We start from the raw sequence: 24,971 nt of genomic DNA on the forward strand, positions 1-24,971 counted from the left end.
ATTCTCGGGTCTGCGCTACGCTCCGCCCGAGAATGACGTGGTGCCGACATGCCCCTCTATTTCGCCTATGGCGCCAACATGGATGTCGCCGCGATGCGCGAGCGCTGCCCGCGCTCGACGCCGCTCGGCCTTGCGCGCCTGCCGCGCCACCGCTTCATCATCACCACCGACGGCTATGCCTCTGTGCTCCGCGACCCGCGCGAGAGCGTCCACGGCGTGCTCTGGGATTGCGCGCTCGGCGACATCCGCACGCTCGACAAGTTCGAAGAGCTGGCGAGTGGCCTCTACATCAAGATCAACCAGCCGGTCGTGGTCGAGGGCGGCGCCAAGCGCGCGCTGATCTATGTCGGGCGCAGCGCGCAGATTGGAAAGCCCCGTCCCGGCTATCTCGAAAACGTCATCGCCAGCGCCAGAAGCTGGGCTTTGCCAGAGACTTACCTCACCGGCATGAATCGTTTTCTGAGCAAGCCGATTCAGGATGGCAAACCATTGAATCAGGATCTGAACGAACCGCTGCCGGCCGGTCCGGTCGCCGGTGTCAGACCGCGCGCCGCCGCACCAAGCTCGGCGATCCGTACCGGCAAAGCGTCCGAATAGATCGAATTTCGAAAGATTGACGCCGGCGCATGCAAGCCATGCGCGCGGCCTTCCCACCTGCGAAAATCGCGCTGGCCGGGACAGGCGGGAGGCGTCCGGGCGAAAGCTCCGGGCTCCTTTCCCGAACTGTCTCGATGGAGGCCCCAATGAGCGGAATCGTCGGCTGGATCACCGGCAAGATCAAATGGCTGCTGCTGATCGCAGCGATCGGAGGGCCGGTCCTCGCCTTCTTCAGCTGGCAGGATGGCGAGCGCGTCAGGACGATCGCGGCGAAGGGCATCGAAGCACAGGCCTCGGTCGAAGGCGCGACCCGCACCAAGCGCCGTCGCGGCGGCACCAGCTATTCCGTCGACCTCGCCTGGAAGGATGCCACCGGCAAGGACCGCACCGCCGAGAAGATCTCGGTCTCCAGCCAGTTCGCCAATCGCATCATCAGCAACGACAAGCTCACCGTCGACACGTTGAAGATCAAATACCTGCCGGACGAGCCGGGCAAGGACGCAGTGATCATCGCCGACGATGCCGCCAAACAGGCGGATCAGGACAGCGAGATGATCTATGTCGGCGCCGGAGCCGGCGCGATCGGCATCGTCGGCTCGGCGCTCTTCCTCCTGCTCGGCCGCCGTCGCCAGGAGGACGAGCCGCAGACCGCCTGAGCCGATCGTCCACCTGCTCTTGCGCCGCTATCCTGCGAGGATGGTGGCGCAAGGCGCTGTTTCGTAGCAGCCAGATTGCGTCTTTCCGGGAGCGAGATCGGTGAAACTCGTCAGTGCTGCCGCTATCCTGCTGTTCCTTGCCATGCCCACGATGGCATTCGCCCGCTCGCAGGAAACCCCGGCGCCACCACTGACCTGCGGCGGCGACGAGCCCTACTGGAGCTTGAAGCTCGGGAGCGACGGCAAGGCCCACTTCTCGGATGGGAACGGCGAGGCCTCCACCTCCCCTTTCACCCTGCAGCAGAGCCGCAACACGACGCTGATCGCCGGCGTGACCTTCGGATCAAGATCCGAGATCCGCGCCGTCATCGGCCATGAGGCTTGCTCGGCGACCAACAGCGACGAGGACAAGCCGATGACGATCTCGCTCTGGTACAGGGACAGCCTGGTGTCCGGTTGCTGCCAGCCCGGCTGACCCCTGGTCCGATTGCCTGCTGCCTCAGCTGGTTACCTTCATCATCGTCAGCACGGCTTGAGAAAGTTCGGTCTTCGCATCGTTGAGCGCCTCAGGCACCACGAAGTGATTGGCCCGGGCAGAACGATCCGCCGCGTCAGGCGCCCCATACCGGCAAGCGCCGTCGCGAACTCGTTGGATTGCCGCTGGAATTCCGGGCTCTCCTTGTCGCCAAAGGCAACGATGACATTGCAGGCGATCCGGTCGAGATGGCGCATCGCGCTGAGCGCCGCGAGCTCGTCCGTCGAGATATCGACATAGGAGCTGCGGGCCGAGAGCATCACCGGATAGAGCTCGTACATGCCGCTCATCGCGACGCCGCCCTTGATCAGGTCCCTCGGACCGCCCAGCGCCGACCAATCGCTCGTCAGCATCACGCCGCAGAGGTGCCCGCCGGAGGAGTGGCCCGAGACGAAGATGCGCTGCGGATCGCCGCCAAGGCGCGCAATGTTCCTGTGAACCCAAAGGAGTGCCCGCCGGCACTGCGCCGCCATCTCGGGCAGGCGCACCGCCGGGATATTGGCGAAGTTCAGCGCCACATAGAGGCAGCCGTTCTCGACGAAGCTCGTGGCTGGCGCCGAGGCGTCCTCCCGCCCCAGCGCCCGCCAGGCGCCGCCATGGATGAAGACCATCACCGGCAGGTCCTTCGCCCCGGCGGGCGCGAAGATGTCGAGCGTCTCGGCCTCGCTCTCGCCGTAGCGCTCCGTCTTCGGCGGATATTTTTGCCGGACCGCCGCGCTGTCGCTGGCGTAGCGGGCGATCACCTCTTGCGCGTTCGGCGCCCAGACGCGCTGATCATAGGCCTTGTCGAGCGCATCCTGCGTGTAATCGAGAAACACGGCCGATTGTGCCCGTGCCGTAAGCGGCGCGGCCATCGCGGCAGCAAGCGCGATACTGAAATGACGACGATCCATGAAGCCCCCACCTGTGGGCCACGATGCTAGGCGTTCGCTCCCGACGGTGGAATGCGGGTTTCGCAATAAATCCATAAGCAAAAGCAAGGGTAAGGCTCGCCCTGCCGCCCCGATTGGGGGCGGCAGGGCTTTGGTGGTTCAGGCGACGAGCCCCTTGGCCAGCTCGCTGACCTGCTTCTCGAACAGCGCCCGGTAGATGCCGCCGTCATGGGTCAGCAGCGTCTCATGCCGGCCCTCTTCCACGACCTTGCCGCGGTCGAAGACCAGGATGCGGTCCATGGCGCGCACCGTCGAGAGCCGATGGGCGATGACGATGGTGGTGCGGCCTTCCATCAGCCGCTCCATCGCCTCCTGGATCAGCGCCTCCGATTCCGAATCGAGGCTCGAGGTCGCCTCGTCCAGGATCAGGATCGGCGCGTCGGCCAGGAAGGCGCGTGCCAGTGCCACCCTCTGCCGCTCGCCGCCCGAGAGCTTGACGCCGCGCTCGCCGACGAGCGTGCCGTAGCCCTTGGGCAGGCGCATGATGAACTCATGCGCATTGGCGAGCATCGCCGCCTGCTCGATCTGGGCCATGCTGGCGCCGGGCCGGCCATAGGCGATGTTCTCCGCCAGCGAGCGGTGGAACAGCACCGGCTCCTGCTGCACGATCGCGATCTGCGCACGCAGGGAAGCCTGCGTCGCCGAGGCGATGTCGCGCCCGTCGATGGCGATGCGCCCGTCGGTGACGTCGTAGAGACGCTGCACCAGCTTGACGAAGGTGGTCTTGCCGGAGCCGGAGCGCCCGACCAGGCCGACCTTCTCGCCCGCTTTGATCGTCAGCGAGAAATCGCGATAGAGCGGCTCGATGTGGCCTCCATAGTGGAAGGTCACCCGCTCGAACGCGATCTCGCCGGCGGTCACGTCCATCGCCGTCGATCCCTGACGATCCGGCACGCCGAAGGGCAGCGAGTGCATCGCGACCAGCTCCTCCATGTCGTTCACCGAACGCTGGAGGTTATGCACATGCTGGCCGACATCGCGCAGATAGCCATGCACCACGGCATAGCTGGTCAGCACGAAGGCGACGTCGCCGGGCGAGGCCTGGCCATTGGCCCAGAGCCAGATCACCAGCCCGATCACCGCGGCGCGCAGTCCCAGCAGCACGATCTGCTGCGCGGTTCCCGACCAGGTTCCGCGTACCCAGGTCCGCCGCGTCCGCCCGGCCCATTTCGCCAGCACACCCGACAGGCGGCTATCCTCGCGAGCCTCGGCGCCGAAGGCCTTGACCACCGGGTTGCACGAGATCGAGTCTGCCAGCGAGCCGCCGAGCCTGGTGTCCCAGCTATTGGCGAGCGTCGCCGCCGGCGCGACGAAGCGCAGCGACAGCGCCATCGTCACCGCGCAGTAGATCACTGCGCCGGCAAAGACGACCGCGCCCATCGCCGGCCAGTGCCAGGCCAGCAGCACCGTCGTGCCGAGCAGCACGATCAATGACGGCAGCAGCGCGATCACAATCGTGTCGGTGAGCAGGTCGAGCGCCCACATGCCGCGCGTGATCTTGCGTACTGTCGAGCCGGCAAAGTTGTTGGCGTGCCAGTCGGTCGAGAAGCGCTGCAGGCGCGCGAACGCCTCGCGCGCCACATCGCTCATCGTGCGTAGCGTCATCGCGGTGATGCCGATGAAGGACAGGTGCCGGAAGAACACCGTGCCCGCGCCGAGCGCGATCATCATGGCGAGCGCCGCGAGCGCGGCCTCGAGCCCGCTCGCCTTCTCGCCGGCGACCGCATCGACCAGCCGCCCTGCATAGAGCGGCATGAACAGGTCGGCGGCGGTCGCCGCCATCACGGTGAAGACCACGCCGGCGACGCGCCAGCGCTGGCGACCCCAATGTGAAAATGTGAAGCCGAGAACGGCCCGGAACGGCTCCTGCCGCTCCATCTTGGGAGAAAGGGACATGAAAGCATCCGGTCCCGAGAGACCGGCTCCAAATTCAGGCGAAGCGCAGCGAGAGCCGCAGCTTCAGAAAACGCGTTTGGAAATGATGGCTCGGGCCGCCTGGCGGGCGGGCCTCGTGCGGATCCAACCTAGTGGTGGAAAGTCCGCACAGCGGGAGCGGTGATGAAGATAAAATTCATTCAGCCCTCCCTTTCCTGAGTTGGAGCCAAGGCCGGCAACATGCCGCATGCCCGCTTATTGTGCAAGCCGCGTCCAATGCATGGGGTGGTTGCAATGGAAACCGATCGGATTTCGCAATGCGGTCACGATGTGGGGCCACGCGTGGATTGGATTCGCGTGTCTTCCTTCTCCCCTCGGGAGAGAAGGTGGCAGCGCGAAGCGCTGACGGATGAGGGCCGCCATGCAGTGCGAGCGGCTGGTCTCTCACTCAGTCGTACCGCCCTCATCCCCCTGCCGGGACCTTCTCCCCTGAAGGGAGAAGGAAGCCAACTTCACCAGAACAGCGCTAGCAGCCTCATCCCGATCACCAGCAGGAACGCCGCGATGATCGTGCCGAGCACGCGCTGGCGCTTGCCCCGGTCAGGGAACTGCTTCGCCAGCAGGCGCCCAAGCGGCTTGCGGAAAAGGAAGCAGATGACGAGAAAAACGACGACGTAATGGGACAAGCGCCGGGCTCAGCCTTGCTTGGGCTCGGGCGCGTCGAACGGGGCGCCGGCCTTCTTCCAGGCGCCGAATCCGCCGGCGACATGCGCGACAGGCTTTAGGCCCATCTCCTGCGCCGTCTTCGCCGCGAGCGCCGAGCGCCAGCCGCCGGCGCAGAAGAAGACGAACTGCTTGTCCTCCTGGAACACCGGCTTGGCATAGGGGCTGTCCGGATCGATCCAGAACTCCAGCATGCCGCGCGGGCAATGGAAGGCACCGGGCATGCGCCCTTCCCGCTCGAGCTCACGCGGATCGCGCAGGTCGACGAAAACGACATCGCCCCGCCCGACCAGCGCCTTCGCCTCGTCGACCGAGAGCGTCTTCACCGCAGCTTCCGCCTCCGCCAGCAGCGCCTTGTAGCCCTTGGTGATCGTCTGCGGCATGGCCGGCCCTCCCCTTAAGAGGCCGGCAAAGTGGCGGCTGCGACGGCTGGCGTCAATCGACAGGCTTGCAGGCGCGCGCCGGCCTCGCCAATCTGCCGGCCGGAGGGGCTCATGGCCGGATTCGGACCGCTCGACCTGATCGCGATCGCCTTCTTCGCCGCCGCCTGGATCGGCTATCTCCTGGCCGTCGAAATCGGCCCGCATTCGCGGCGCAGCCTGAACGCGCTGATGAACGAGCGCCGCGAGCGCTGGATCATGGAATCGGTCAAGCGCGAGAACCGGATCATCGACACGCAGGTGATGAACGGCCTGCAGAACGGCACCGCCTTCTTCGCCTCGACCTCGCTGATCGCCATCGGCGGCTCGCTGACGCTGCTGCAATCGGCCGACCGCGTCGTCCAGATCTTCGCCGACCTGCCCTTCGCCACCACGACGACCCGCGCCGCCTGGGAGATCAAGGTCATCGGGCTCGCGGTGATCTTCGCCTATGCCTTCTTCAAGTTCGGCTGGGCCTACCGATTGTTCAACTACTGCGCCATCCTGATCGGCGCGATCCCGCCACATACGGAGGCCGACAAGCCGGAGACGATCGCGGCAGCGCGCGAGGCGGTGGCGATGAACATCGCTGCCGGGCTGCACTTCAACCGCGGCCAGCGCGCCTTCTTCTTTGCGCTGGCCTATCTCGGCTGGTTCATCTCGCCCTGGCTCTTCTTGATTGCCACCGCGGCGGTGCTGACGGTGATGTGGCGCCGGCAATTCGCCTCGGATTCGGCCGCGGCGGTCGGTGCTGCACGCCGTGCCGCTTGACGAATTCCAGCGTCCGGCTCAGCAAGCGGCATGACCAAACCGACAGATGATGAACTCGCCGAGACCATCCTGCGCCTCGCGGCCGAACGCGGCGACGAACGCTCGCTCGGCCCGATGGACGTCGCCCGCGCCCTCGGCGGCGACCATCCCGATGGCTGGGGCCCGCTGATGCAGCCGATCCGCCGCGTCGCCGTGCAGTTGATGAAGGACGGCAGGTTGGTGATCACCCGGAAAGGCCGCCCGGTCGATCCCGATGATTTTCGCGGCGTCTATCGCCTGCGCCTGCCGGAACACGACGGGGCCGAGCAGGACTAGGGCGTTCCACGGCGACCAGCTTGAATCGTGCCGCGGCAACGGTCTGCGGTCAGCGATGAACCGCGCTTGCCTGGTACTGTTTGAGGTCGTCGGCGGCTGCGCCGCCAGCTCGCAAGGAGCGGCTTCAGCGGCAACAAAAAAGGGCCGAGGAATGCCTCCGCCCTTTGCCACTATCATCGTCTAACGCGCCCCGGGGCTTGCGGCAAGCCCCCCTCCATGGCGTAGCAACGCTGCCCTCGACCTGAACCCCAGGTCAAAGGGAGCAGAAAAATGCGTGTCTTGTTATCGACTTACGGCTCGCGCGGCGATGTCGAACCCTTGGCGGCGCTGGCCGTTCAACTACAGGCTCTCGGTGTCGAAACCGTCGTGTCCGCGCCACCGGACCAGGAATTCACCGACCTGCTGACCCGCGCTGGCGTGCCGCTCACACCGGCCTTCATGCCGATCCGCCAATGGGTCAGCGAACGGGCGAAGCCGGCATCGACAGCCGACTTCCACAAGCTCGCCTCCGACATGATGGCTGCGCAGTTCACCGCCATCTCTGCAGCGGCCGAGGGATGCGACGCGCTCGTCGCGACCGGGTTGTTCCCGTCCGTAGGCGCGGCGCGGTCGGTCGCCGAGCTGAGAGGGCTTTCCTATCACCACGTCACGTTCTGCCCGTTCTTCTTGCCGTCGCATCATCATCGGCCATTCTTCTATCCGGGCCATCCTTTGCCGTCGGGCGTGACCGACAACCGGGCATTGTGGGACTTCAATGCCAGGACCGTGAATGCCTTGTTCGGTGAGGCGCTCGCGACACATCGCGTGTCGGTGGGTTTGCGACCTGTGGATAGTACTCGCGATCTTGTTCTTGCCGAGCATCCGCTGCTGGCTTCCGACCCGGTGCTGTGGCCATGGCAGCCGACCGACCTTTGCGATGCAGTTCAGACCGGCGCCTGGATCCTGCCTGATGAACGTCCGCTTTCCGCGGAGTTGATGGCGTTCCTGAACGAGGGCGAACCACCGATCTATGTGGGTTTCGGCAGCATGTCGCTACCGTCCGTCAGGCATACTGCCCACATGGCGATCGACGTGATCCGGGCTCAGGGGCGCCGCGTCGTGATGCTCAGCGGCTGGGCCGGGCTGGCGCCCGGCGAAGACCGGAACGATTGCTTCATTACCGGCGACGTCAATCAGCAGGCCCTGTTTCCTCGCATGGCAGCTGTCGTGCACCATGGCGGCGCGGGCACGACGATCGCGGCGACCCGCGCTGGCGCGCCACAGGTCATCGTCCCCCAGGTCGTCGACCAGCCATGCTGGGCTGCCCGCGTGGCGGAACTGGGCATTGGCGCGGCCCATGAAGGTTCGACGCCGAGCTTCGAGTCGTTGTCCGCAGCGCTGGCCATTGCGCTGGCGCCCGAGACCGGAGCACGGGCCGCCGCAGTGGCGCGTATGGTCCGCACCAACGGGGCGGAAGTTGCCGCGAGGCTGCTGATCGACGCGATCGGTCGGTAATCACCGCGCCGGACGATCCGGAGCTTCGTCGTCGGCAGGCTCCGCCCTTTATCGGGCGGCGCCTGCCGGTCTTGGCCCGGGGAACAGCGCATCGCTGTAGCCGGCGAGATAGTAGGCGGCGAGCCCGACCCATTCCTTGAAGGCATCGTCGGCGATATCGAGCCCGCGCGACGCCTTGCGATAGGGCCGGACATAATCGGCCGACGTGCCGGCCGAGAGGAAATCGACCGGGAAGGCCTCGACCTGGAAGCCTGCCTTGCGGAATACGCCGATGGCGCGCGGCATGTGCCAGGCCGAGGTCACCAGCAGCCAGCGCTCGCCGGGCTTGGGATCGACCAGGCGGCGGGTGAACACCGCATTCTCCAACGTGTTGCGCGACTTGTCCTCGAGGACGAGGCGGCTCTCCGGCAGGCCGAGCCCGAGGAACAGCAGGCGTGCCCCGTCGGCTTCGGTGCGCACGATCGGCGAGAGCAGGTTGCCGCCCCCTCCGGCGAAGACCAGCTTCGCCTCGGGATGGGCGCGGGCGAGCTCGACCGCCTTTGTCATCCGCGCCGCGGCATAGTTGAGCACGATGTCCTCGCGTGCAACGCCGATCGCCCCGCCGAGCACGATGATGCCGTCGACCTTGCCGGAGTTGACCGCCTGCTGGGGGAAGCGATCCTCCAGCGGCCTGACGACGATGCGCGGTAGCGGGCTGAAGGCGAGCAGGCCGAGCACGACGACGCAGATCAGCCCGAGCCAGCGCCCTGGACCGGAAAAGCGCGTGAAAGCGAGCAGGCTCGCCAGCACCAGCCCGGCAATGGCGAGGTTCACCGGCGAGGCCAGGAACCAGAGGATCTTTGAGAGCGTGAAGAACATGGCTTTCTTGAACAGACCCGCCTCCCTTACGCTGAGAATGCTGACAGGCCGTTAGGAAACGGGCGAAAGCGGCGGGAGTTCGATACGGGATTGCGTTCACCGTGGTGAGCGTTCGGCGCGGCCGCCGCTATCCCAAGCCGTCATTATCGGCCGAAGCGAAGCGCAGACCCGAGAATCTCAAGCCGGGAGGATGTTGGTCAGCGCTCTATCCGGCTGTGATGGTCGGCTCAAGGCCGACCATGAGAGCCTTGCCCCTACCGGATGATCTGCGGCGGCTGCGCTGGCGGGCGGCGGGTCTGCCGTGCAGCCAGGCGCTCGACCTCCAGCGCACGCTCCGCCACCTCGCGCAATTCGCAGCCAGCTTGCAGCCCGGCCGAGCGCGCCGGCGGCTGCGAGGCGCCATAGAAGGCGCATTTCTGCACGGCGTAACTCTGCCAGGCGAGCTGCAGCGCCGCGAACTGGCTGCGCGCCCCGGCATCGAGCGAGCGCTCCAGCGCCGTTCCCGCCAGCGTCAGGCGCTCGCGCCAGACCGCCTCCTCACGCCTTGCGCAGGAAATCTCGGCCTGCGCGCGATCATTGACCGATGCGGCGCTGACGCAGGGCACCGCGACGAGACCGATGCAGGCGGGACTGGCAGCGAGACCCTGCCTGACACAATTCGCCACCTGCATGCGATCGGCGGATTGCACCGGATTGGTCGGTAGCTGCGCAAGCGCTGCCGCGCAGGAAAATTGCGCCATCAGGACGGGAATTATGAGGAAACCGCGCATGGCGGCGATCATGACCGCCAAATCGGGCGGGTCAAGCGTGGGTTGCCGTCCTCACGTGATCGGCAACGGCATGGCGGGGCCCGCCGCCGGCCGCGCCGAAACCTGCGCATACCAGCGCCGGATATTGGGCCAGTCCTTCTGCGGCACCGGCATGTGGAGCCAGCGATGCGCGCCGAGCGCCACCGCAATGTCGCCCATGCCGAAGCGCTCATTGGCAACGTAGGACCGCCCCGCCAGATGCGCCTCCAGGATATCGAGCTTGGCTTCGGCCTTGGCGACCGAGGCCGCGATGCTCGCCTCGTCGGTATAGCCCGGCGTCTTGCGGATCAGTCCCCAGAAGGCCGGTGTCATCGACGGCTGCAGTTCGGAGAGCATCCAGTCCATCCAGCGATCGGCCTCAGCGCGCTTGGCCGGGTCCTCCTCCCAGATCCAGCCGGCGCCATAGCGGGCCGCTAGGTAGCGCACGATGCTGCTCGATTCCCAGATGACGATCTCGCCATCCTCGAGCGTCGGGATCTGTCCGTTTGGATTCTTGGCGAGATAGGCCGGTTCGCGATTGCCGCCGAACTGGCCGCCGACATCGATGCGCTCGAAAGGCTGGCCGACCTCGCCCGCGGCCCAGACCGCCTTCTGCACATTGATGGAGCTGATCCGCCCCCAGATCGTCAGCATCTACTCACTCCGCCTCGAAGAATCCGGCGCAGATTGTCCCGCCCGGCACGGAAGAAAGCAAATGCAGAGGTAGCGGCTGAGGTCGCGCGAGACTTCGCTGGGGAGAGTCGATTGGCGTGGCTGTCGAGAACCGGAGCGGAGCGTACATCAGTACGTGAGCACCGGAAGCGCAGACGGCCGCGTCAGGCGGCCGCCCCAGTAGAAGTATCGCGCGGCCTCAGGCGAATTCCATGATGACCGCGTCGACGGCGAGGGAATCGCCCTCCTTCGCCAGGATCTTGGCGATGGTGACGTCTTTCTCGGCGCGCAGCACGTTCTCCATCTTCATCGCCTCGACCATGGCGAGCGGTTCGCCGGCCTTGACCTCCTGACCGACGCTGACGAGCAGCGCCTTGACCAGGCCCGGCATCGGGCAGAGCAGCACCTTGCCGGTGTCCGCCGCCGCCTTCTCCGGCATCAGCGCCGCCAATTCAGCCTCGCGCGGCGTATAGACATGGGCGTTGGCGTAGGCGCCGGCATGGCCGAGCGCCACGCCGTTCAGGATCGGCCTGACCTGCGCCGCGATGGCGATGCCATCGAGCGTGCCGCGCCAGACCGGCTCGCCCGGCCGCCAGTCGCTCGCCACGGTAAGGCTACGCTCGGCGAAAGCAATCGTCACTGCCCCGCCCTGCTCCGAAACCTCTCCCTCGAAACGCTCAGCCCCGAGCGAGACGATGCGGGTGCGCTCGAACTCGACTTTGCGCCAGCCTTCCATCTGCGCCGAGACGTGGCGCTTGCGGCTGTTCAGGCGATGGTCGCAGGCGATCGCGATCGCCGCCATGCGCAGCGCGATCTCGCCCTCCGGCTGCGGCAGCGAGAAGCCTTCCGGGAATTCCTCCGCGATGAAGCCGGTCGAGAGATTGCCCGAGATCCAGCGCGGATGCTGCATCACCGCGGCGACGAACGGGATGTTGTGGCGGATGCCGTCGATGGCGAAGGCATCGAGCGCCCGCGCCTGCGCCTTGATCGCCGCCTCGCGCGTCGGGGCGTGCGTCACCAGCTTGGCGATCATCGGGTCGTAATAGATCGAGATCTCGCCGCCCTCGAACACGCCGGTGTCGTTGCGCACGGTGGCATCGCCATCCGGTCCCTCGCTCGGCGGGCGATAGGTGACGAGCCGGCCGGTTGAGGGCAGGAAATTACGAGTCGGATCCTCGGCATAGACGCGCGATTCGACCGCCCAGCCATTGAGCTTCACATCGGCCTGGCTGATGCCAAGCTTCTCGCCATAGGCGACGCGGATCATCTGCTCGACGAGGTCGATGCCGGTGATCATCTCGGTGACGGGATGCTCGACCTGCAGGCGGGTGTTCATCTCGAGGAAGTAGAACGACTTGTCCTGGCCGGCGACGAACTCGACCGTGCCGGCGCTGTCGTAGTTCACGGCCTTGGCCAGCGCGACCGCCTGCTCGCCCATCTTGCGGCGGGTGGCCTCATCGAGCAGCGGCGACGGCGCCTCCTCCAGCACCTTCTGGTTACGGCGCTGGATCGAGCATTCGCGTTCGCCGAGATAAATGACGTTGCCGTGCTTGTCGCCCAGCACCTGGATCTCGATATGGCGGGGGTCGACGATGAACTTCTCGACGAAGACACGGTCGTCGCCGAAGGAGGACGCCGCCTCAGACTTGGCGCGGGCGAAGCCCTCGGCGACCTCAGCCGAAGAATGGGCGATGCGCATGCCCTTGCCGCCGCCGCCGGCCGAGGCCTTGATCATCACGGGATAGCCGATCTCGTCGGCGATCTTGACCGCGTGCTCGGGGTTCTCGATCACGCCGAGATGGCCCGGAACCGTCGAGACCTTGGCGGCGGCCGCCGCCTTCTTCGATTCGATCTTGTCGCCCATCGCGGCGATCGCGCCGGGATTGGGGCCGATGAAGACGATGCCGTTGTCCTTCAACGCCTTGGCGAAGGCCTCGCGCTCGGAGAGGAAGCCGTAGCCGGGATGAACGGCCTGCGCGCCCGTCTGCTTGCAGGCGGCGATGATCTTGTCGATCTGGAGATAGGACTCGGCGGCTGGGGCGGCGCCGATATGCACGGCCTCATCCGCCATCTCGACATGCAGCGCATCACGATCGGCATCGGAATAGACCGCCACCGTCTTGATGCCCATCCGCTTTGCCGTCTTGATGACGCGGCAGGCGATCTCGCCACGGTTCGCGATCAGAATCTTCGAGAACATGCGTGGTTTCCCCCCGGCCCGGAGCATTCATTGTGCAGTGCGGGCTTTACGGGAGGCAAGCGCATCCGTCCACTGATGCGAAAGTTTTGTAACGTGCGAAAACGCCCGGCGGCGGCCGGGCGTGAGCGCTCCGTGTTCCGGATGGCCTCAGCTCGCCAGGATCACGCGCTGGGCGATCGGAGCGATGGAAATCCGGGCATCGGCCTTGCGCAGGGCGAAGCTGACCAGGGCCTCGTCGCAGGATTCAGCTTCGCGGACGACCTCGAAGGCGATCTTCTGCGCCAGAGGCGTCGGACCGTCGCCAGCCGAGAGCGTCGTCACCAGCCAATGCGCCTTGTCGCGGTCGATCCGGCCGGTCGGGCGGCTCTCCCAGACCGAGAAGTCGACGCAGAACGCCAGCAATACATCGGCGAAGAGCGGCGACTTGTCTGCGACGGCACGGTCGAGCGCCACCAGCACATCGATGATGTCACGGGTCAGGACGACCTCGTGCAAGATTTCACGCTGAAGAATTCGGACGTCTTCATCGTCGATCACGCGCCTGTCCATCACGTGATCGACGAATTCGCGAAGTTCGTGGCCAATCATCGTTCAACCCCTGTCCGACGTTGTTTCGTGTCGGTTTGTCCCTGTCGTGTGAAGACGATGCGACCGAGCCAGTCAGCAGGTGGTTAACACGCAAATCTGAACGCCTGTTCAGGTTAAACGGTCCTGAGTCAGCGTGGTTGCGAGGATATTACTGACCCACCAGGACTGCGTGCCGGCAAGCGCTTTTCCGGACTGCGTCTGGCGCATTGGACGCGGCCAAGCATGGCACTCTACCGTGCCGCAGGATCCGAACTTGGGCAGGCGGCGCGACCATGGCTTCTTCCGACACACTGGCCGCGGTCTTCGCGCATATCGAAGCGAACCGCAGCGCCTTCCTCGATCGCCTGCTCGCCTATCTGCGCCATCCCAGCATCAGCGCCGAGAATATCGGCATCGCCGAAGTCGGCGCGTTGCTGGTCGAGATGCTGACGACGATCGGGCTTGAGACCAACCTGGTGCCGACCGACGGGCATCCCATGGTCGTCGCGCGCTGGCAGAAAGCGCCGGGCAAGCCGACGGTGCTGCTCTACGGCCATTACGACGTGCAGCCGCCGGACCCGCTCGACAAATGGCTCTCTCCGCCCTTCGAGCCGACGATCCGCGACGGGCGGATCTATGCGCGCGGCGTCGGCGACAACAAGGGCCAGCACTTCGCCCAGATCCTCGCGATCGAATCCCATCTCGCAGTGCACGGCACCTTGCCCTGCAACGTCATCCTGTTGCTGGAGGGCGAAGAGGAGATCGGCAGCCCGAACATCGCCGGCTTCGTCCAGGCCAACAAGGCGATGCTCGCGGCCGACCTCGCCGTCACCGCCGACGGGCCGCGCCATGCCAGCGGCGCGGCCGCGATCAAGTTCGGCTCGCGCGGCGTGGTCTCCTTCGAATTGCGCTGCCGCCATGCCAGCCGCGATGTGCATTCCGGCAATTTCGGCGGCGTCGTGCCGAACCCGATCTGGACGCTGGTGCATCTGCTCGGCACCATGAAGAACGCCGCCGGCGAGATCACCATTGCCGGCCTGCATGACGACATTGAAGCGCCGACGAACGAAGAGCTCGCCGCGATCGAGGCCCTGCCGCTCGATGTCGACGCAGTCAAACACAGCCTCGGCCTAAGCAGGCTCGATGCGCCAGCCGACCGGGCCTTCTACGAGCGCCTCTGCTTCCGGCCGACACTGACCATCAACGGCTTCCATGGCGGCTATGGCGGCCCCGGCTCCAAGACGGTCTTGCCCAACGAAGCCTTCGTGAAATGCGACATCCGCCTCGTCGAGGCACAGGATCCGCAGGACATCCTGCGCAAGGTCGCGGCGCATGTGGCCGAGCATGCACCGGAGGTCGAGTTCATCGCCGCCGATGCGGGCATGCAGCCCTCGAAGACGCCGATCGCCTCGTCCTTCACCGCGCCGTTGCGCCGGGCCTTCGTCGCGGCGCAGGGCATCGAGCCGCTGCTGATCCCGGCCGGATTCGGCAGCCTGCCCGGCTATGTCTTCACAAAAATCCTCGGCATCCCCGCCTTCGTCACGCCCTACGCCAATCCGGACGAGGCGAATCACGCTCCGAACGAGAACCTGACGCTCGACTGCTTCTATAGCGGGCTTCGCACCGGTGCGGCGCTGCTGCACGAGCTTGGCCAGCTGGAAGAGCCCTGAACGCTTGTCAGGGCCGCTCGCCCTCAGACCGGCTCGGCCACCGCCAGCCGGTCGACGATCCCGGTCAGCTCGGCGCAAGCTTCGATCACATGCCGCGCGCCGGCCGCCTGCAGCGCAGCGACTGGCTGGAAGCCCCAGGAGACCGCGACCGGGGTCACGCCGGCCGCCACCGCCATCTCCATGTCGAAGGTGCTGTCGCCGACCATCAGCGTCCGCTCTGGCTTGGCGCCGGTTTCGGCCATCGCCCGCAGGATCATTTCCGGGTGCGGCTTCGAGATCGCATCATCCGCGGTCTGGATCGTCTTGAACAGGTCGCTCCAGGCATGACGCTCGACGATGTAGTCGGCGCCGCGGCGCGACTTGCCGGTGGCGATGCCGAGCACGGTGGCAGGCCGCTGCGACAGCCCCGCCAGCAGCTCCACCACACCGGGGAAGAGCGGCTCGGCCAAAGCCGGGTCGGTCTCCGCCCGCTGCCGCATGCCGTTGAAAACCTCGCGATAGGTCTGCGTCAGCGCGTCGTCCGGCTCGGTGAGCCCGGCGACCCGCATCAGCGCGATGTCGAGGGTCAATCCGATGACGCCGAGCCCAGCCTCACGGCCAGGGTGCGGTCGGCCACAGCGCGCGAAGGTCTCGTATTGCGCGCCGAGGATAATCGCCTCGGAATTGACCAGCGTGCCGTCGAGATCGAAGATGATGAGATCCATGCGCCGCGCTCTACAGGAGTTGGCGGCAGCCCGCCATCTCCGCCGGCGCAAGGCCCTCATGCCGTCACGGCCTCACCCTTGCGGGTTGCGGCCGCATTCGGCGATGGCAGCCTTCAGGGCGTCGCCATCGAGACCCTTGCCGCGCGCCTCCTTGCGGCATTCGGCTCGCTGGGCGAGGTCCGGCCGCTTGCCGTTGAAGCAGGCGACCAGCGCCGCCGTCCGTTCGGCCCCCTTGAGCCCGCTCGCATCGGCCTCCTGCTTGCAGACCGCCCGCACCGTCACGGCAGTCGGCTTGCCGTCGCGGGTCAAGCCATCGCTGGCATAGAGCTTCACGCCGGGAAAGCGCTCCTGCATGCACTCGCGCATCGCGCGGCGCAGGTCGTCGCCCGAAAGCGCGATGTTCTCGGCATAGCAGTCGCGCCGCGCCTCGGCGCGGGCGGCACGCGGTACCGGCTCATCGGCCGCTGCAGCAGCCGGCTTCGGAGCGGCTGGGGCCGGCTGCGCCTGAGCGAAGGCTGCGGGCGAAGCGAAAACGAGGCCGGCGGCAAGCAAGGCGATGCGCAACATGGAAAGCCTCCCGTGACGAAGAATGAACAGGAACAAACTTAGAACATAACGCGCTTTGTTCCGCAAGTGTTCTTACGTTGGATCATGCACGGCTCGGTTGCGCGCCCAGGATCATCAGCTACCTTTCGCCACTGGCCTCGGCCGCCGGGGGACCAGGAGACCATTGAATGCGAGTCGTACTGACAGGGTTGCTGCGAGCCATCGCCGCTGGGCTGCTCTGTTGGAATTTCACCATGCCCGCCGCCGCCCAATCGGCAGCGACGGCGCCCTATTCGATCCGCTTCGTTTACCTCGTCCCGAGCGATCGTCAGGTGAAAAGCGCCTATCGCGATGCGATCGCGCTCGCAGCATGGGATGCCCAGCGCTGGCTGGCCCATGCGCTCGACGGCCCGACCTTTGATTTCGGCATGGGTCCCGTCGCGATCGTGCGCTCGGAGAAGCCGGCCCGCTGGTTCTCGTCAGCCGAGCCGGGAGCCGGTTTCGGCGCCTTCTATCGTAACACGGCCGAGGAGCTCAAACGGCTCGGGATCGCCCGGACCAGCGATGCCCCGGTCCGGACGGTGGTCTATGTCGATGCCGATCACGTCTGCGGCCAATCCGGGGCGGCCGGAGGAGCGCTGGCGGTCGTCTCGGCAAACGATTTGCGCGGTCTCGTCGGCGAGACCATCGTGCCAGCTTGCGAGCGGGCCAATCCTGCCGAGGTCGCGGGCCGCTGCCGCTGGGTCGGCGGCCTCGTGCATGAGCTGCTGCACACCTTCGGCCTGAGGCACCCGGATCGCTCTCCGGCCTGCCAGAGCCCGCAATGCCGAGCCGAAGCCCTGATGATGCAGGGCTTCATGCGCTATCCGCGCGCGAGGCTCCTCGACGAGGAAAAGGAGATCCTGCTGAAATCCCCCTTCATCGCCCCGCGCCGCATCGCGGCCTTCGACGGCTGCGAGGGCTGAGACCTATTCGTCCGGCGCGTCGACGATCGGATCGTAGGGCGCATCCTCGAAGCCGAGCAGGTTCCAGCTCTGGCGCATATGCGGCGGCAGCGGCGCGCTGACGTCGATCGTGCCCTTGCCGCGCGGATGCGGCAGCACGATCCGCCGCGCCAGGAGGTGCAGCTTGTTCTGGATGCCGCCGGGCAGCTCCCAGTTCTGGATGTTGAAGTATTTGGGATCACCGACGATCGGATGGCCGATATGGGCGGCGTGGGCGCGCAATTGGTGGGTGCGCCCGGTCACCGGCTTGAGCGAGAGCCAGGCGAGCTTCTGCGCCGCGGTCTCGACCACCGCGTAATAGGTCACCGCATGCATGGCGCCATCGTCGCCATGCTGAGCGACGGCCATGCGCTGGTCGCCGTCATAGGCCTCCTCGCGGGCGAGATAGGTCGAGATCCGGCCCTGGCGGACGCGCGGCACGCCGGCGACCAGCGCCCAATAGACCTTGCGGGCGGAGCGTGAGCGGAAGGTCTTGGCCAAAGTCGCCGCGGCAAAGCGCGACTTGGCGATGACGAGGCAGCCGGCCGTGTCCTTGTCAAGCCGGTGCACGAGGCGCGGCTTCTGCCCGTCCTTGCCGGTGAGGGCATCGAGCATGCCGTCGACATGCCTCGTCGTGCCGGAGCCGCCTTGCACAGCCAGCCCCGCCGGCTTGTTGAGGACGATGACGTCGTCGTCCTCGTAGAGCGTGATCGAGCGCAGGAAGCCGATCGTGTCGCCATCGGCCTTGGCCGAGCGCGGCCGCTCTGCCGCCTGCTCCAGCTTGAGCGGCGGGATGCGTACGGTCTGGCCGGCCTCGAGCCGGTCCTTGCTGTCGGCGCGCTTGCCGTTGACGCGCAGTTCGCCTTTCCGGACGATGCGCTGGATATGGCTGAAGGAGAGCTGCGGAAAACGTGCTTCGAGGAAGCGGTCGATCCGCATCTCGTTCTCGTCCGGCGTTACCACGAGCTGCTGCACGCCGGTCGCGAGCACTTCGGCGGTCACGGCCTTGACCTCGGCGCGCATCGGCGCATCCGTGATCGGTGGCTTGCGTGTCGCGGGCTTGCGCGGTGCAGGCGTGCGCGGACCTGCGGCCCTCGGCGTCGGATGATGTGGTTTCGGGTCGCGCGTCGGCTCGGTGCGCACGACCTCGTCCTCCGCCGGACGCGGCCTGGCGCGGGCCGAGCGGCGCGCATCATGGCTCGGGCGCTTGCCCTTCGGCGCGCCTGAGGCAGGCGGCCTGCCGCCGCGCTTGGGGCCGTTGCCTCGCGGAGGAGCCCCTGCTCCTTTCCCGCCAGTTCCCTTGCCGCCGGTTCTCATGTCAGCCCCCGCACGATGGACAATCCCGCGACCAGCGCCACGAGCGAGAGGGCGACCGAGCCGAGCACGTAGAACGCGGCCAGCATCATCTCGCCGCGCTCCCAGAGCAGCATGGCGTCCAGCGAAAAGGCCGAGAAGGTGGTGAAGCCGCCCAAAATGCCGGTGGCGAGGAAGAGCCGGGCATTCTGCGTCCAGTCCTCGCCGGCCTTGAAGGCGAGGAAGCCGGCGACGAGGCCCATCACCCCGGAACCGAGGATGTTGATCGCCATCGTGCCATAGGGGAACGAGGCGCCGAGCCATTTCAGCGAGACGAGGTTGACGCCGTGCCGGAGCACGCCGCCGATGCCGGCGCCGAGAAAGACGAGAGCGGTGGAAAGCATCCCCGAGGCATAGAGCGCCCCGCGGCCGCGCACAAACGAAATCCGCCGCTTCAGCGCGACGTTTCCGTACCATAGCCCCGCAGGAACGCCTCGACGGCAGCGTCGGCATAGCGGGCAAGCTCGGCAGGGTCGCTGTCGCAATTGCCGCTGAACATGGCGCGGTTCAGCGGGATCCACAGCAGCAGCCCGGCGAAGTGATTGGCCGCCAGCAGCGGATCGTCGATCCGCAACCGACCTGTCGCAGCGTAGCGCTGGAAGGCGGCGGAGAACGTCTCCAGCACGCGTTCGAAGCCGCGCGAGAACCAGCCCTGCCCGACCTCTGGAAAGCGCTCGGCATTGGCGATCACCAGCCGGCGCAGGCGCAGCAGGTCCGGCTGCATCAGCGCGATCAGAAACTTGTCGGCGAGCCGCCCCAGCCCCTCCCTGGGATCATCGGAGGCGGCGAGCTCCTCGGCCACCAGCCGCAGCAGCCCATCGATATCGTCCGTGGTCGCGGCGACGATTGCAGCGTAGAGCCGCTCCTTGTCGGCGAAATAGCGGTAGAGCGTCGGCTTCGACACAGCCGCAAGCGCCGCCACCTCGTCCATGGTGGTGCCGTCATAGCCCTTGCTCAGGAAGAGAGTCGTCGCCGCATCGAGGACGGTGCCGCGCTTGCGCTCGGAGCGGTCGAGAGTGGCTTGCGACATGGCGCTGCTTCTCCGGGGCTTGACATCAAGAATGAAACTACACAGTTTAGTTGTACTAAACCGTTCAGTTTTATCCTACCCTTTCCGCCCATGGAGAGCCAGATGCAAACCGCTTCGCCCCAACATCTCGATCGCGCCCTCCTCGCCTGCGGTGTGGCGACGACACCTGTGTTCTACGCGCTCGCCGCCCTGCAGCTGGCGTTGAGGCCGGGCCATGACATCCGCACCCAGCCCATCAGCTTCCTGGCCCTCGGTGAGCTCGGCTGGATCCAGGTCGCGAATTTCCTGCTGACCGGCGCCCTGGCGCTCGCCGGCGCGATCGGTCTGCGCCGGGCCTTGAACGGCCAGCGCGGCGGCACGGCAGGCCCGATTCTCGCCGGTCTCTACGGCCTCGGCATGATCGGCGCCGGTCTGTTCGGGCCCGATCCCCTCCCCGCTCCCGGCCAGGCACCGCAGATGAGCGTCATCGGCGCCTTCCACATGGTCGCCTTCCTCGTCTCGTTCCTGTCGCTGATCGCGGCCTGCTTCGTCCTGGCACGCCGCTTCAGCGCCGTCGGCAAGCGCGGCTGGGCGCTCTACAGCATCGCCTCGGCGCTGCTGGCTCCGGCGCTCGTCGCGGCGGGCATGGCGAGCCCGAGCTGGGCGGGTGTGATCGTCGGCGGCGCCGGTCTCGTGCTCTTCGGCTGGTTCTCGCTCATCGCCCTGGAAGTCCGCGGCGAAGCCTCGTCCTCTCTGGTCCTCCCGCCTCAAGCGCCTGACGCGGCCTGATCGGCGGCAGCGATCCGGTGGCCTGCGATCGCCAGCGGGCCGCATTCATCGAGGGATGCCGCACGCCCCTTCCGTCGGAACGATTGACTTGCCGCCTCCCCGGCCGGCAGAAACGTCGAGACGCAAGGGGTGGTCGTCGCGCCGATGGCATGCGGTTCTGGACCGGAAGGCGAGCATATCGGCGCAGCCTGTTGGCGCGCAGCCTTGCCCGCTAGCCTCTGCTTGGCGCTCCTCTCGCAGACCGCCCTCGCCGCGCCGCTGCGCCTGCCGCCCCGTCCGGCGCAGGCTCCAAGCTTCGCTCGCGCCTGCACGATCGCGCTTCCCGAGATCAGGCCTCTCTTCGCCAGCACCCCAACCGCCATCGACAAGGACGAAGCGGACGACGACAGCGCCGATGACGAGGATGATGACGACGACGAGGACCCGCCGGAGCATGGCCTCGTCCTGCCGGGATCGGCCACCTGCCTTTCCATCTCCGGCACGGTTAGCGCCGGCATGCAGCGCGATTCCTTCCGCGCCTCGCGCAACGGCCCGCCGGCCCCCTCGCCCGCGACCTCTTTCCCGGTCAGCGCCGCTTTCCGCATCGCGACCTCGCACGAGCTCTCCTCAGGCCTGCGCGTCGGCACCGCCTTCGGCTTCACTCTTTACAGCCCGGTCGACGGCATCAGCGAACCATCGATCGACGAGGCGACGATCCTGGTCGGCCCCTGGACCTTCGGGCTCGATGCTTCCCGCTTCTCGTTCTGGACCGGCGACGAGTTCATCTTCTCGGCGCGCGTGCCCTCGCGCACCGTCGGCATCATCGCGCTGGAACTGCCGCTGACCGAGAGCTGGACGGCAACGCTCGCCCTCGAGGACCCGTCGCTCGGCAACACCGCTTCGAGCGCACCGGTCCAGACCGGCCGGCGCATACCGGACACAGTCGGCCGCCTCGTCTACGAGCAGGGCGGCTGGACCGTGCATGGCGCGCTCGCCCTGCGCGAGATTCCCGGCACACCCGCGCGCTTCGGCCGGGCCGGCATCATCGGCGCGACCTATGAAGGCGAGGCGCTAGGCCATGGTTGGAGCCTGACCGCCCAGCTCGCTGGCGCGATCGATGGGGCGCCCTATCTCGGCTCGGTGCTCGACGCTCGCACCGTCAATCGCGTGCTGGTGGCAAGCGATGCCACGCGCGGCTTCTCCGGCGTCGTCTCGGGCCGCTTCGAATGGACCGACGAGCTCGCCAGCAACACCTATCTCAGCCGCTATTGGCTCGAAGTGCCACTCGCCAACCAGATCCGCGGCGAGATCAGGATCGACCGCGTCGCCGCCAACCTGGTCTGGACCCCGGTGGAGGGCTTCAAGGCCGGCATCGAAAGCTCGGTCGCCTGGGCGAAGATCGCGCTCACCGGCCGCGAGATCGCGGCAGGCCTAGCGGGGCGGCAGATCTCGACGCAGCTGTTCATCGAGCGGAGTTTTTAGGCAGGAACGTCATTCTCGGGCGAAGCCCTCGGGTCCGGCCCAAGGATAAACTCCGCGCAGACCCGAGAATCTCAGGACGAGGAGCCGCTGATCAGAGCCTCACGGGCCCGTCATGCTCGGGTCAAGCCCGAGCATGACGGGCTACGCTACTCCCCGCGCTCCTGCCGGAGCTTCTCCCAGTATTCCAGCCGCTTTCTGATCTCGCGTTCGAAGCCGCGCTCCGGCGGATCGTAGAAGCGCTGGCGGCCGAGTGCGTCGGGCCAGTAGTTCTGGCCGGAAAAGGCGTCGGGCGCGTCATGATCATAGGCGTAATCAGCGCCGTAGCCCTCTTCCTTCATCAGCTTGGTCGGCGCGTTCAGGATGGTCTTGGGCGGCGTCAGCGAGCCCGCCTGCTTGGCTGTGCGCATCGCCGCCTTGTAGGCGACATAGGCCGCGTTCGATTTCGGCGCGGTGGCGAGATAAATCACCGTATTGGCCAAGGCGAGCTCGCCCTCGGGCGAGCCGAGCTGCTCATAGGTCTCGGCCGCGGCGCGGGCATGCACCAGCGCCTGCGGGTCGGCGAGGCCGATATCCTCGACCGCCATCCGCACCAGCCGCCGCGCCAGGAAGCGCGGATCCTCGCCGGCATCGAGCATGCGGGCGAAATAGTAGAGCGCCGCGTCGGGATCGGAGCCGCGGATCGTCTTGTGCAGCGCCGAGATCAGGTTGTAGTGGCCGTCCTGCGCCTTGTCGTAGATCGGCGCGCGGCGCTGGATCACCTCGGAAAGACCGGCTTCGTCGAAGATCTCGCCCGGCTTGGCGGCGCGCCAGGTCTCCTCCGCCAGGGTCAGCACCGCCCGCCCGTCGCCATCGGCGAAGCGTGCCAAAGCGAGCCGCGCCTCCGGCGTCAGCGGCAACTCGCGATTCTCCAGCGCCTCGGCCCGGCCGAGCATGAAGAGCAGCGCGCCTTCGTCGAGCGCCTTGAAGGTCAGGACGCGGGCGCGCGAGAGCAGCGCCGCATTGAGCGCGAAGGACGGGTTCTCGGTGGTGGCGCCGACCAGCGTGATCGTGCCGTCCTCCATCACCGGCAGGAAGGCGTCCTGCTGGGCCCGGTTGAAGCGGTGGATCTCGTCGACGAACAGCAAGGTGCCCCGACCGCCGAGCCGGCGGCCGCGGGCGGCGTCGAAGGCCTTCTTCAGGTCGGCGACCCCCGAGAAGATCGCGCTGATCTGCTCGAAACCGAGATCGGTCTGCCCCGCGAGCAGGCGCGCCACCGTGGTCTTGCCGGTGCCGGGCGGGCCCCAGAAGATCAGGCTGCCGAGCGAGCCCGAGGCGATCAGCCGGGTCAGCACGCCGTCCTCGCCGGTCAGGTGATCCTGGCCGGAGACCTCGCCGAGCGTCGTCGGCCGCACCCGGTCAGCGAGGGGGCGCGGACCGGATTTATCGAGGCCGGATACGGCGAAGAGGTCGCTCATTGCAATGGGTCGTCATGCTCGGGCTTGGCCCGAGCATCTCGGAAACCAGCTATCTGGTCATGAGATTCCCGGGTCTGCGCTTCGCTTCGCCCGAGAATGAGGGGGATGTCCAGCACCACCCTCACCCGCCGAATGTCGAGGTGACCGTCTGGCCGCCCCGCGAGATCGTCACCTCCCAGGAGCGCTTGCGCTCGCGCGTCGCGAGCTCGATCTCGCGCGAGGCGTTGATGCGCTCGCCATTGATGGCGAGGATGAGATCGCCCTTCTGGAAGCCGACGCGCGCGGCCGGGCTGCCCTCCTCGATATTGCCGACGACGACGCCCTCGGTCGAGAGGTCGATCGAGAGCTCCTCGGCCACCGCAGGCGACAGGTTCAGCACGGTAAGACCCGTGAAGGGCGAGCGGCCGGCGACCTTGACCGGCTCGCGCGGGCGCGTCTCCGGCGCCGGCATCAGCTTGACGGGGACGGTGATGCGCTTGCCGCCGCGGAGCACGGTGAGCTGCGTGGTGCTGCCGATCGGCCGCGTGGCGAAGCGATAGCCGAAGCTCTCGGGATCGTCGACGCCGACACCATCGATGGCGAGGATCACGTCCGAGCGCTTGAGGCCGCCTTCGGCCGCAGGCCCGGAGTCGACGACGCTGGCGACGACCGAGCCGGCCGGCCGGTCGAGCCCGAGCCCGTCGGCGACATCCTGGGTCAGCGCCTGCAGCCGCGCCCCGAACCAGGCCCGGCGGACCGTCGTCGCCCCCGTCTTGGCGCTGTCGACGACGACGCGGACCATGGCCGAGGGAATGGCGAAGCCGATGCCGACGCTGCCGCCCGACTTCGAGAAGATCGCGGTGTTGATGCCGGTGAGCCGGCCCTGCATGTCGACCAGCGCGCCGCCGGAATTGCCGGGGTTGATCGCGGCGTCGGTCTGGATGAAGGACTGGGCGTCGCCGACGCCCACTTGAGTGCGGGCCAGCGCCGAGACGATGCCTTGCGTCACCGTCTGGCCGACGCCGAACGGGTTGCCGATCGCCAGCACGAGATCGCCGATCTGCAGCGCGTCGGAATCGCCGAGCTCGATCGCTGCGAGGTCCTTGGCGCCCTTGAGCTTGAGCACGGCGAGATCCGTGCGCGGATCGCGCAGCAGGATCGTCGCCTCGTATTCGCGCTTGTCGGCCAGCGCCACCTTGACCTCGGTCATCCCCTCGATGACGTGGTTGTTAGTGACGACGAGCCCCGCGCCGGCATCGACGATCACGCCCGAGCCGAGCGAGCGCTGCACCTGCTCGCGCGGCAGGCCGAAGCCGCCATCACCGAAGAAGCGGCGGAAGAACGGATCGTCCATGAACGGGTTCTGTGGCCGCCGCTCAACGCGCGCGCCATAGACGTTGACGACCGAGGGCGCGGTCTTCTGCACCACCGGCGCGAAGGACAGCGTGATCTGCTGGCGCGCCTCCGGCACTTGCCGGGCCTGGGCGAGGGCCAGCGTCGAAGCGCCCGCGGACAGAGCAAGGCCGAGGGTCAGGGCGACAAGCTGACTACGATTCGGCACGATGGAACGGCGCATGCCGATCTCCTTCTTGAAACAAAACAACTGCCTCGGGCGTTCGTT

Annotated in this window: 26 protein-coding genes; 10 read left to right on the forward strand and 16 right to left on the reverse strand. The window is 67.0% G+C overall.

Annotated elements, in window-relative coordinates:
- The first annotated feature begins 48 nt into the window (after positions 1-48).
- The 3 genes from GV161_RS28040 (at position 49) to GV161_RS28050 (ending at position 1,728) form a co-directional block, all read left to right on the forward strand.
- Complete coding sequence (locus GV161_RS28040) at positions 49-597, forward strand: gamma-glutamylcyclotransferase family protein (RefSeq protein ID WP_152013714.1); 549 nt, start codon at positions 49-51, stop codon at positions 595-597.
- A gap of 146 nt (positions 598-743) precedes the next feature.
- Complete coding sequence (locus GV161_RS28045) at positions 744-1,253, forward strand: DUF3592 domain-containing protein (RefSeq protein ID WP_152013713.1); 510 nt, start codon at positions 744-746, stop codon at positions 1,251-1,253.
- A 100-nt stretch (positions 1,254-1,353) separates the two neighbouring features.
- On the forward strand, positions 1,354-1,728 hold the full coding sequence (locus GV161_RS28050) for a hypothetical protein (RefSeq protein ID WP_152013712.1): 375 nt from the start codon (positions 1,354-1,356) through the stop codon (positions 1,726-1,728).
- Positions 1,729-1,775: 47 nt separating this feature from the next.
- On the opposite strand, the gene GV161_RS28055 is transcribed toward GV161_RS28050, so the two are convergent.
- The 4 genes from GV161_RS28055 to GV161_RS28070 form a co-directional block, all read right to left on the reverse strand.
- Complete coding sequence (locus GV161_RS28055; RefSeq protein ID WP_201303059.1) at positions 1,776-2,681, reverse strand: alpha/beta hydrolase; 906 nt, start codon at positions 2,679-2,681, stop codon at positions 1,776-1,778.
- Between the two features lie 138 nt (positions 2,682-2,819).
- Positions 2,820-4,616, reverse strand: a complete 1,797-nt coding sequence (locus GV161_RS28060; protein WP_152013711.1) for an ABC transporter ATP-binding protein — start codon at positions 4,614-4,616, stop codon at positions 2,820-2,822.
- Between the two features lie 491 nt (positions 4,617-5,107).
- Positions 5,108-5,281, reverse strand: coding sequence for a hypothetical protein (locus GV161_RS28065; protein WP_158673441.1), 174 nt, complete (start codon positions 5,279-5,281; stop codon positions 5,108-5,110).
- A gap of 9 nt (positions 5,282-5,290) precedes the next feature.
- Entirely contained in the window at positions 5,291-5,701 is a 411-nt protein-coding gene (locus GV161_RS28070) for a rhodanese-like domain-containing protein (protein WP_152013710.1), read from the reverse strand.
- A 111-nt stretch (positions 5,702-5,812) separates the two neighbouring features.
- Here GV161_RS28070 and GV161_RS28075 point away from each other — a divergent pair, with 111 nt between their 5' ends.
- The 3 genes from GV161_RS28075 to GV161_RS28085 all read left to right on the forward strand — a co-directional run bounded on the left by GV161_RS28075 (position 5,813) and on the right by GV161_RS28085 (position 8,317).
- Positions 5,813-6,508 carry a DUF599 family protein gene (locus GV161_RS28075; protein WP_152013709.1) on the forward strand — a complete coding sequence of 232 codons (696 nt, stop codon included), beginning with the start codon at positions 5,813-5,815 and terminating at the stop codon, positions 6,506-6,508.
- Between the two features lie 30 nt (positions 6,509-6,538).
- Positions 6,539-6,823, forward strand: coding sequence for a DUF3253 domain-containing protein (locus GV161_RS28080; protein ID WP_152013708.1), 285 nt, complete (start codon positions 6,539-6,541; stop codon positions 6,821-6,823).
- A 270-nt stretch (positions 6,824-7,093) separates the two neighbouring features.
- A complete protein-coding gene (locus tag GV161_RS28085; RefSeq protein WP_152013707.1) occupies positions 7,094-8,317 on the forward strand; it encodes a glycosyltransferase in 1,224 nt (407 codons plus the stop codon).
- Between the two features lie 48 nt (positions 8,318-8,365).
- On the opposite strand, the gene GV161_RS28090 is transcribed toward GV161_RS28085, so the two are convergent.
- The 5 genes from GV161_RS28090 to GV161_RS28110 all read right to left on the reverse strand — a co-directional run bounded on the left by GV161_RS28090 (position 8,366) and on the right by GV161_RS28110 (position 13,423).
- A complete protein-coding gene (locus GV161_RS28090) occupies positions 8,366-9,175 on the reverse strand; it encodes a YdcF family protein (protein WP_152013706.1) in 810 nt (269 codons plus the stop codon).
- A 254-nt stretch (positions 9,176-9,429) separates the two neighbouring features.
- Entirely contained in the window at positions 9,430-9,945 is a 516-nt protein-coding gene (locus GV161_RS28095; RefSeq protein WP_159650485.1) for a lysozyme inhibitor LprI family protein, read from the reverse strand.
- Positions 9,946-9,996: 51 nt separating this feature from the next.
- Positions 9,997-10,617: a glutathione S-transferase family protein gene (locus tag GV161_RS28100; RefSeq protein WP_152013704.1), complete on the reverse strand. Its 621-nt coding sequence runs from the start codon at positions 10,615-10,617 to the stop codon at positions 9,997-9,999.
- 217 nt (positions 10,618-10,834) lie between these two features.
- A complete protein-coding gene (locus tag GV161_RS28105; RefSeq protein WP_152013703.1) occupies positions 10,835-12,835 on the reverse strand; it encodes an acetyl/propionyl/methylcrotonyl-CoA carboxylase subunit alpha in 2,001 nt (666 codons plus the stop codon).
- Between the two features lie 147 nt (positions 12,836-12,982).
- Positions 12,983-13,423, reverse strand: a complete 441-nt coding sequence (locus GV161_RS28110) for a hypothetical protein (protein ID WP_159650487.1) — start codon at positions 13,421-13,423, stop codon at positions 12,983-12,985.
- Between the two features lie 272 nt (positions 13,424-13,695).
- Between GV161_RS28110 and GV161_RS28115 the strand changes: the two genes are divergently transcribed.
- A complete protein-coding gene (locus GV161_RS28115; protein ID WP_152013702.1) occupies positions 13,696-15,072 on the forward strand; it encodes a M20/M25/M40 family metallo-hydrolase in 1,377 nt (458 codons plus the stop codon).
- A gap of 23 nt (positions 15,073-15,095) precedes the next feature.
- On the opposite strand, the gene GV161_RS28120 is transcribed toward GV161_RS28115, so the two are convergent.
- Complete coding sequence (locus GV161_RS28120) at positions 15,096-15,776, reverse strand: HAD-IA family hydrolase (protein ID WP_152013701.1); 681 nt, start codon at positions 15,774-15,776, stop codon at positions 15,096-15,098.
- Between the two features lie 72 nt (positions 15,777-15,848).
- On the reverse strand, positions 15,849-16,343 hold the full coding sequence (locus tag GV161_RS28125) for a hypothetical protein (protein WP_152013700.1): 495 nt from the start codon (positions 16,341-16,343) through the stop codon (positions 15,849-15,851).
- Between the two features lie 167 nt (positions 16,344-16,510).
- Here GV161_RS28125 and GV161_RS28130 point away from each other — a divergent pair, with 167 nt between their 5' ends.
- Positions 16,511-17,287: a hypothetical protein gene (locus GV161_RS28130; protein WP_152013699.1), complete on the forward strand. Its 777-nt coding sequence runs from the start codon at positions 16,511-16,513 to the stop codon at positions 17,285-17,287.
- Between the two features lie 3 nt (positions 17,288-17,290).
- On the opposite strand, the gene GV161_RS28135 is transcribed toward GV161_RS28130, so the two are convergent.
- The 3 genes from GV161_RS28135 to GV161_RS28140 are packed head-to-tail and all read right to left on the reverse strand — an operon-like array spanning position 17,291 to position 19,688.
- Positions 17,291-18,622, reverse strand: a complete 1,332-nt coding sequence (locus GV161_RS28135) for an RluA family pseudouridine synthase (protein ID WP_244623981.1) — start codon at positions 18,620-18,622, stop codon at positions 17,291-17,293.
- Positions 18,619-19,002, reverse strand: coding sequence for a fluoride efflux transporter CrcB (crcB, locus tag GV161_RS31285; RefSeq protein WP_244623991.1), 384 nt, complete (start codon positions 19,000-19,002; stop codon positions 18,619-18,621). Before crcB ends, GV161_RS28135 begins: the two co-directional genes overlap by 4 nt.
- Positions 19,003-19,052: 50 nt before the next feature.
- Positions 19,053-19,688 carry a TetR/AcrR family transcriptional regulator gene (locus GV161_RS28140; protein ID WP_152013697.1) on the reverse strand — a complete coding sequence of 212 codons (636 nt, stop codon included), beginning with the start codon at positions 19,686-19,688 and terminating at the stop codon, positions 19,053-19,055.
- A 102-nt stretch (positions 19,689-19,790) separates the two neighbouring features.
- Between GV161_RS28140 and GV161_RS28145 the strand changes: the two genes are divergently transcribed.
- Positions 19,791-20,456 (forward strand): DUF998 domain-containing protein, encoded by a 666-nt coding sequence (locus tag GV161_RS28145; protein ID WP_159650489.1) that lies wholly within the window; start codon positions 19,791-19,793, stop codon positions 20,454-20,456.
- A gap of 204 nt (positions 20,457-20,660) precedes the next feature.
- On the forward strand, positions 20,661-21,917 hold the full coding sequence (locus GV161_RS28150) for a hypothetical protein (RefSeq protein WP_152013695.1): 1,257 nt from the start codon (positions 20,661-20,663) through the stop codon (positions 21,915-21,917).
- A 146-nt stretch (positions 21,918-22,063) separates the two neighbouring features.
- On the opposite strand, the gene GV161_RS28155 is transcribed toward GV161_RS28150, so the two are convergent.
- Both GV161_RS28155 and GV161_RS28160 read right to left on the reverse strand, forming a co-directional pair.
- On the reverse strand, positions 22,064-23,371 hold the full coding sequence (locus GV161_RS28155) for a replication-associated recombination protein A (protein ID WP_152013694.1): 1,308 nt from the start codon (positions 23,369-23,371) through the stop codon (positions 22,064-22,066).
- 121 nt (positions 23,372-23,492) lie between these two features.
- Complete coding sequence (locus GV161_RS28160; protein ID WP_152013693.1) at positions 23,493-24,926, reverse strand: DegQ family serine endoprotease; 1,434 nt, start codon at positions 24,924-24,926, stop codon at positions 23,493-23,495.
- Positions 24,927-24,971 lie beyond the last annotated feature (45 nt).

This window comes from Bosea sp. 29B (assembly GCF_902506165.1).
Taxonomy (GTDB): Bacteria; Pseudomonadota; Alphaproteobacteria; order Rhizobiales; family Beijerinckiaceae; genus Allobosea.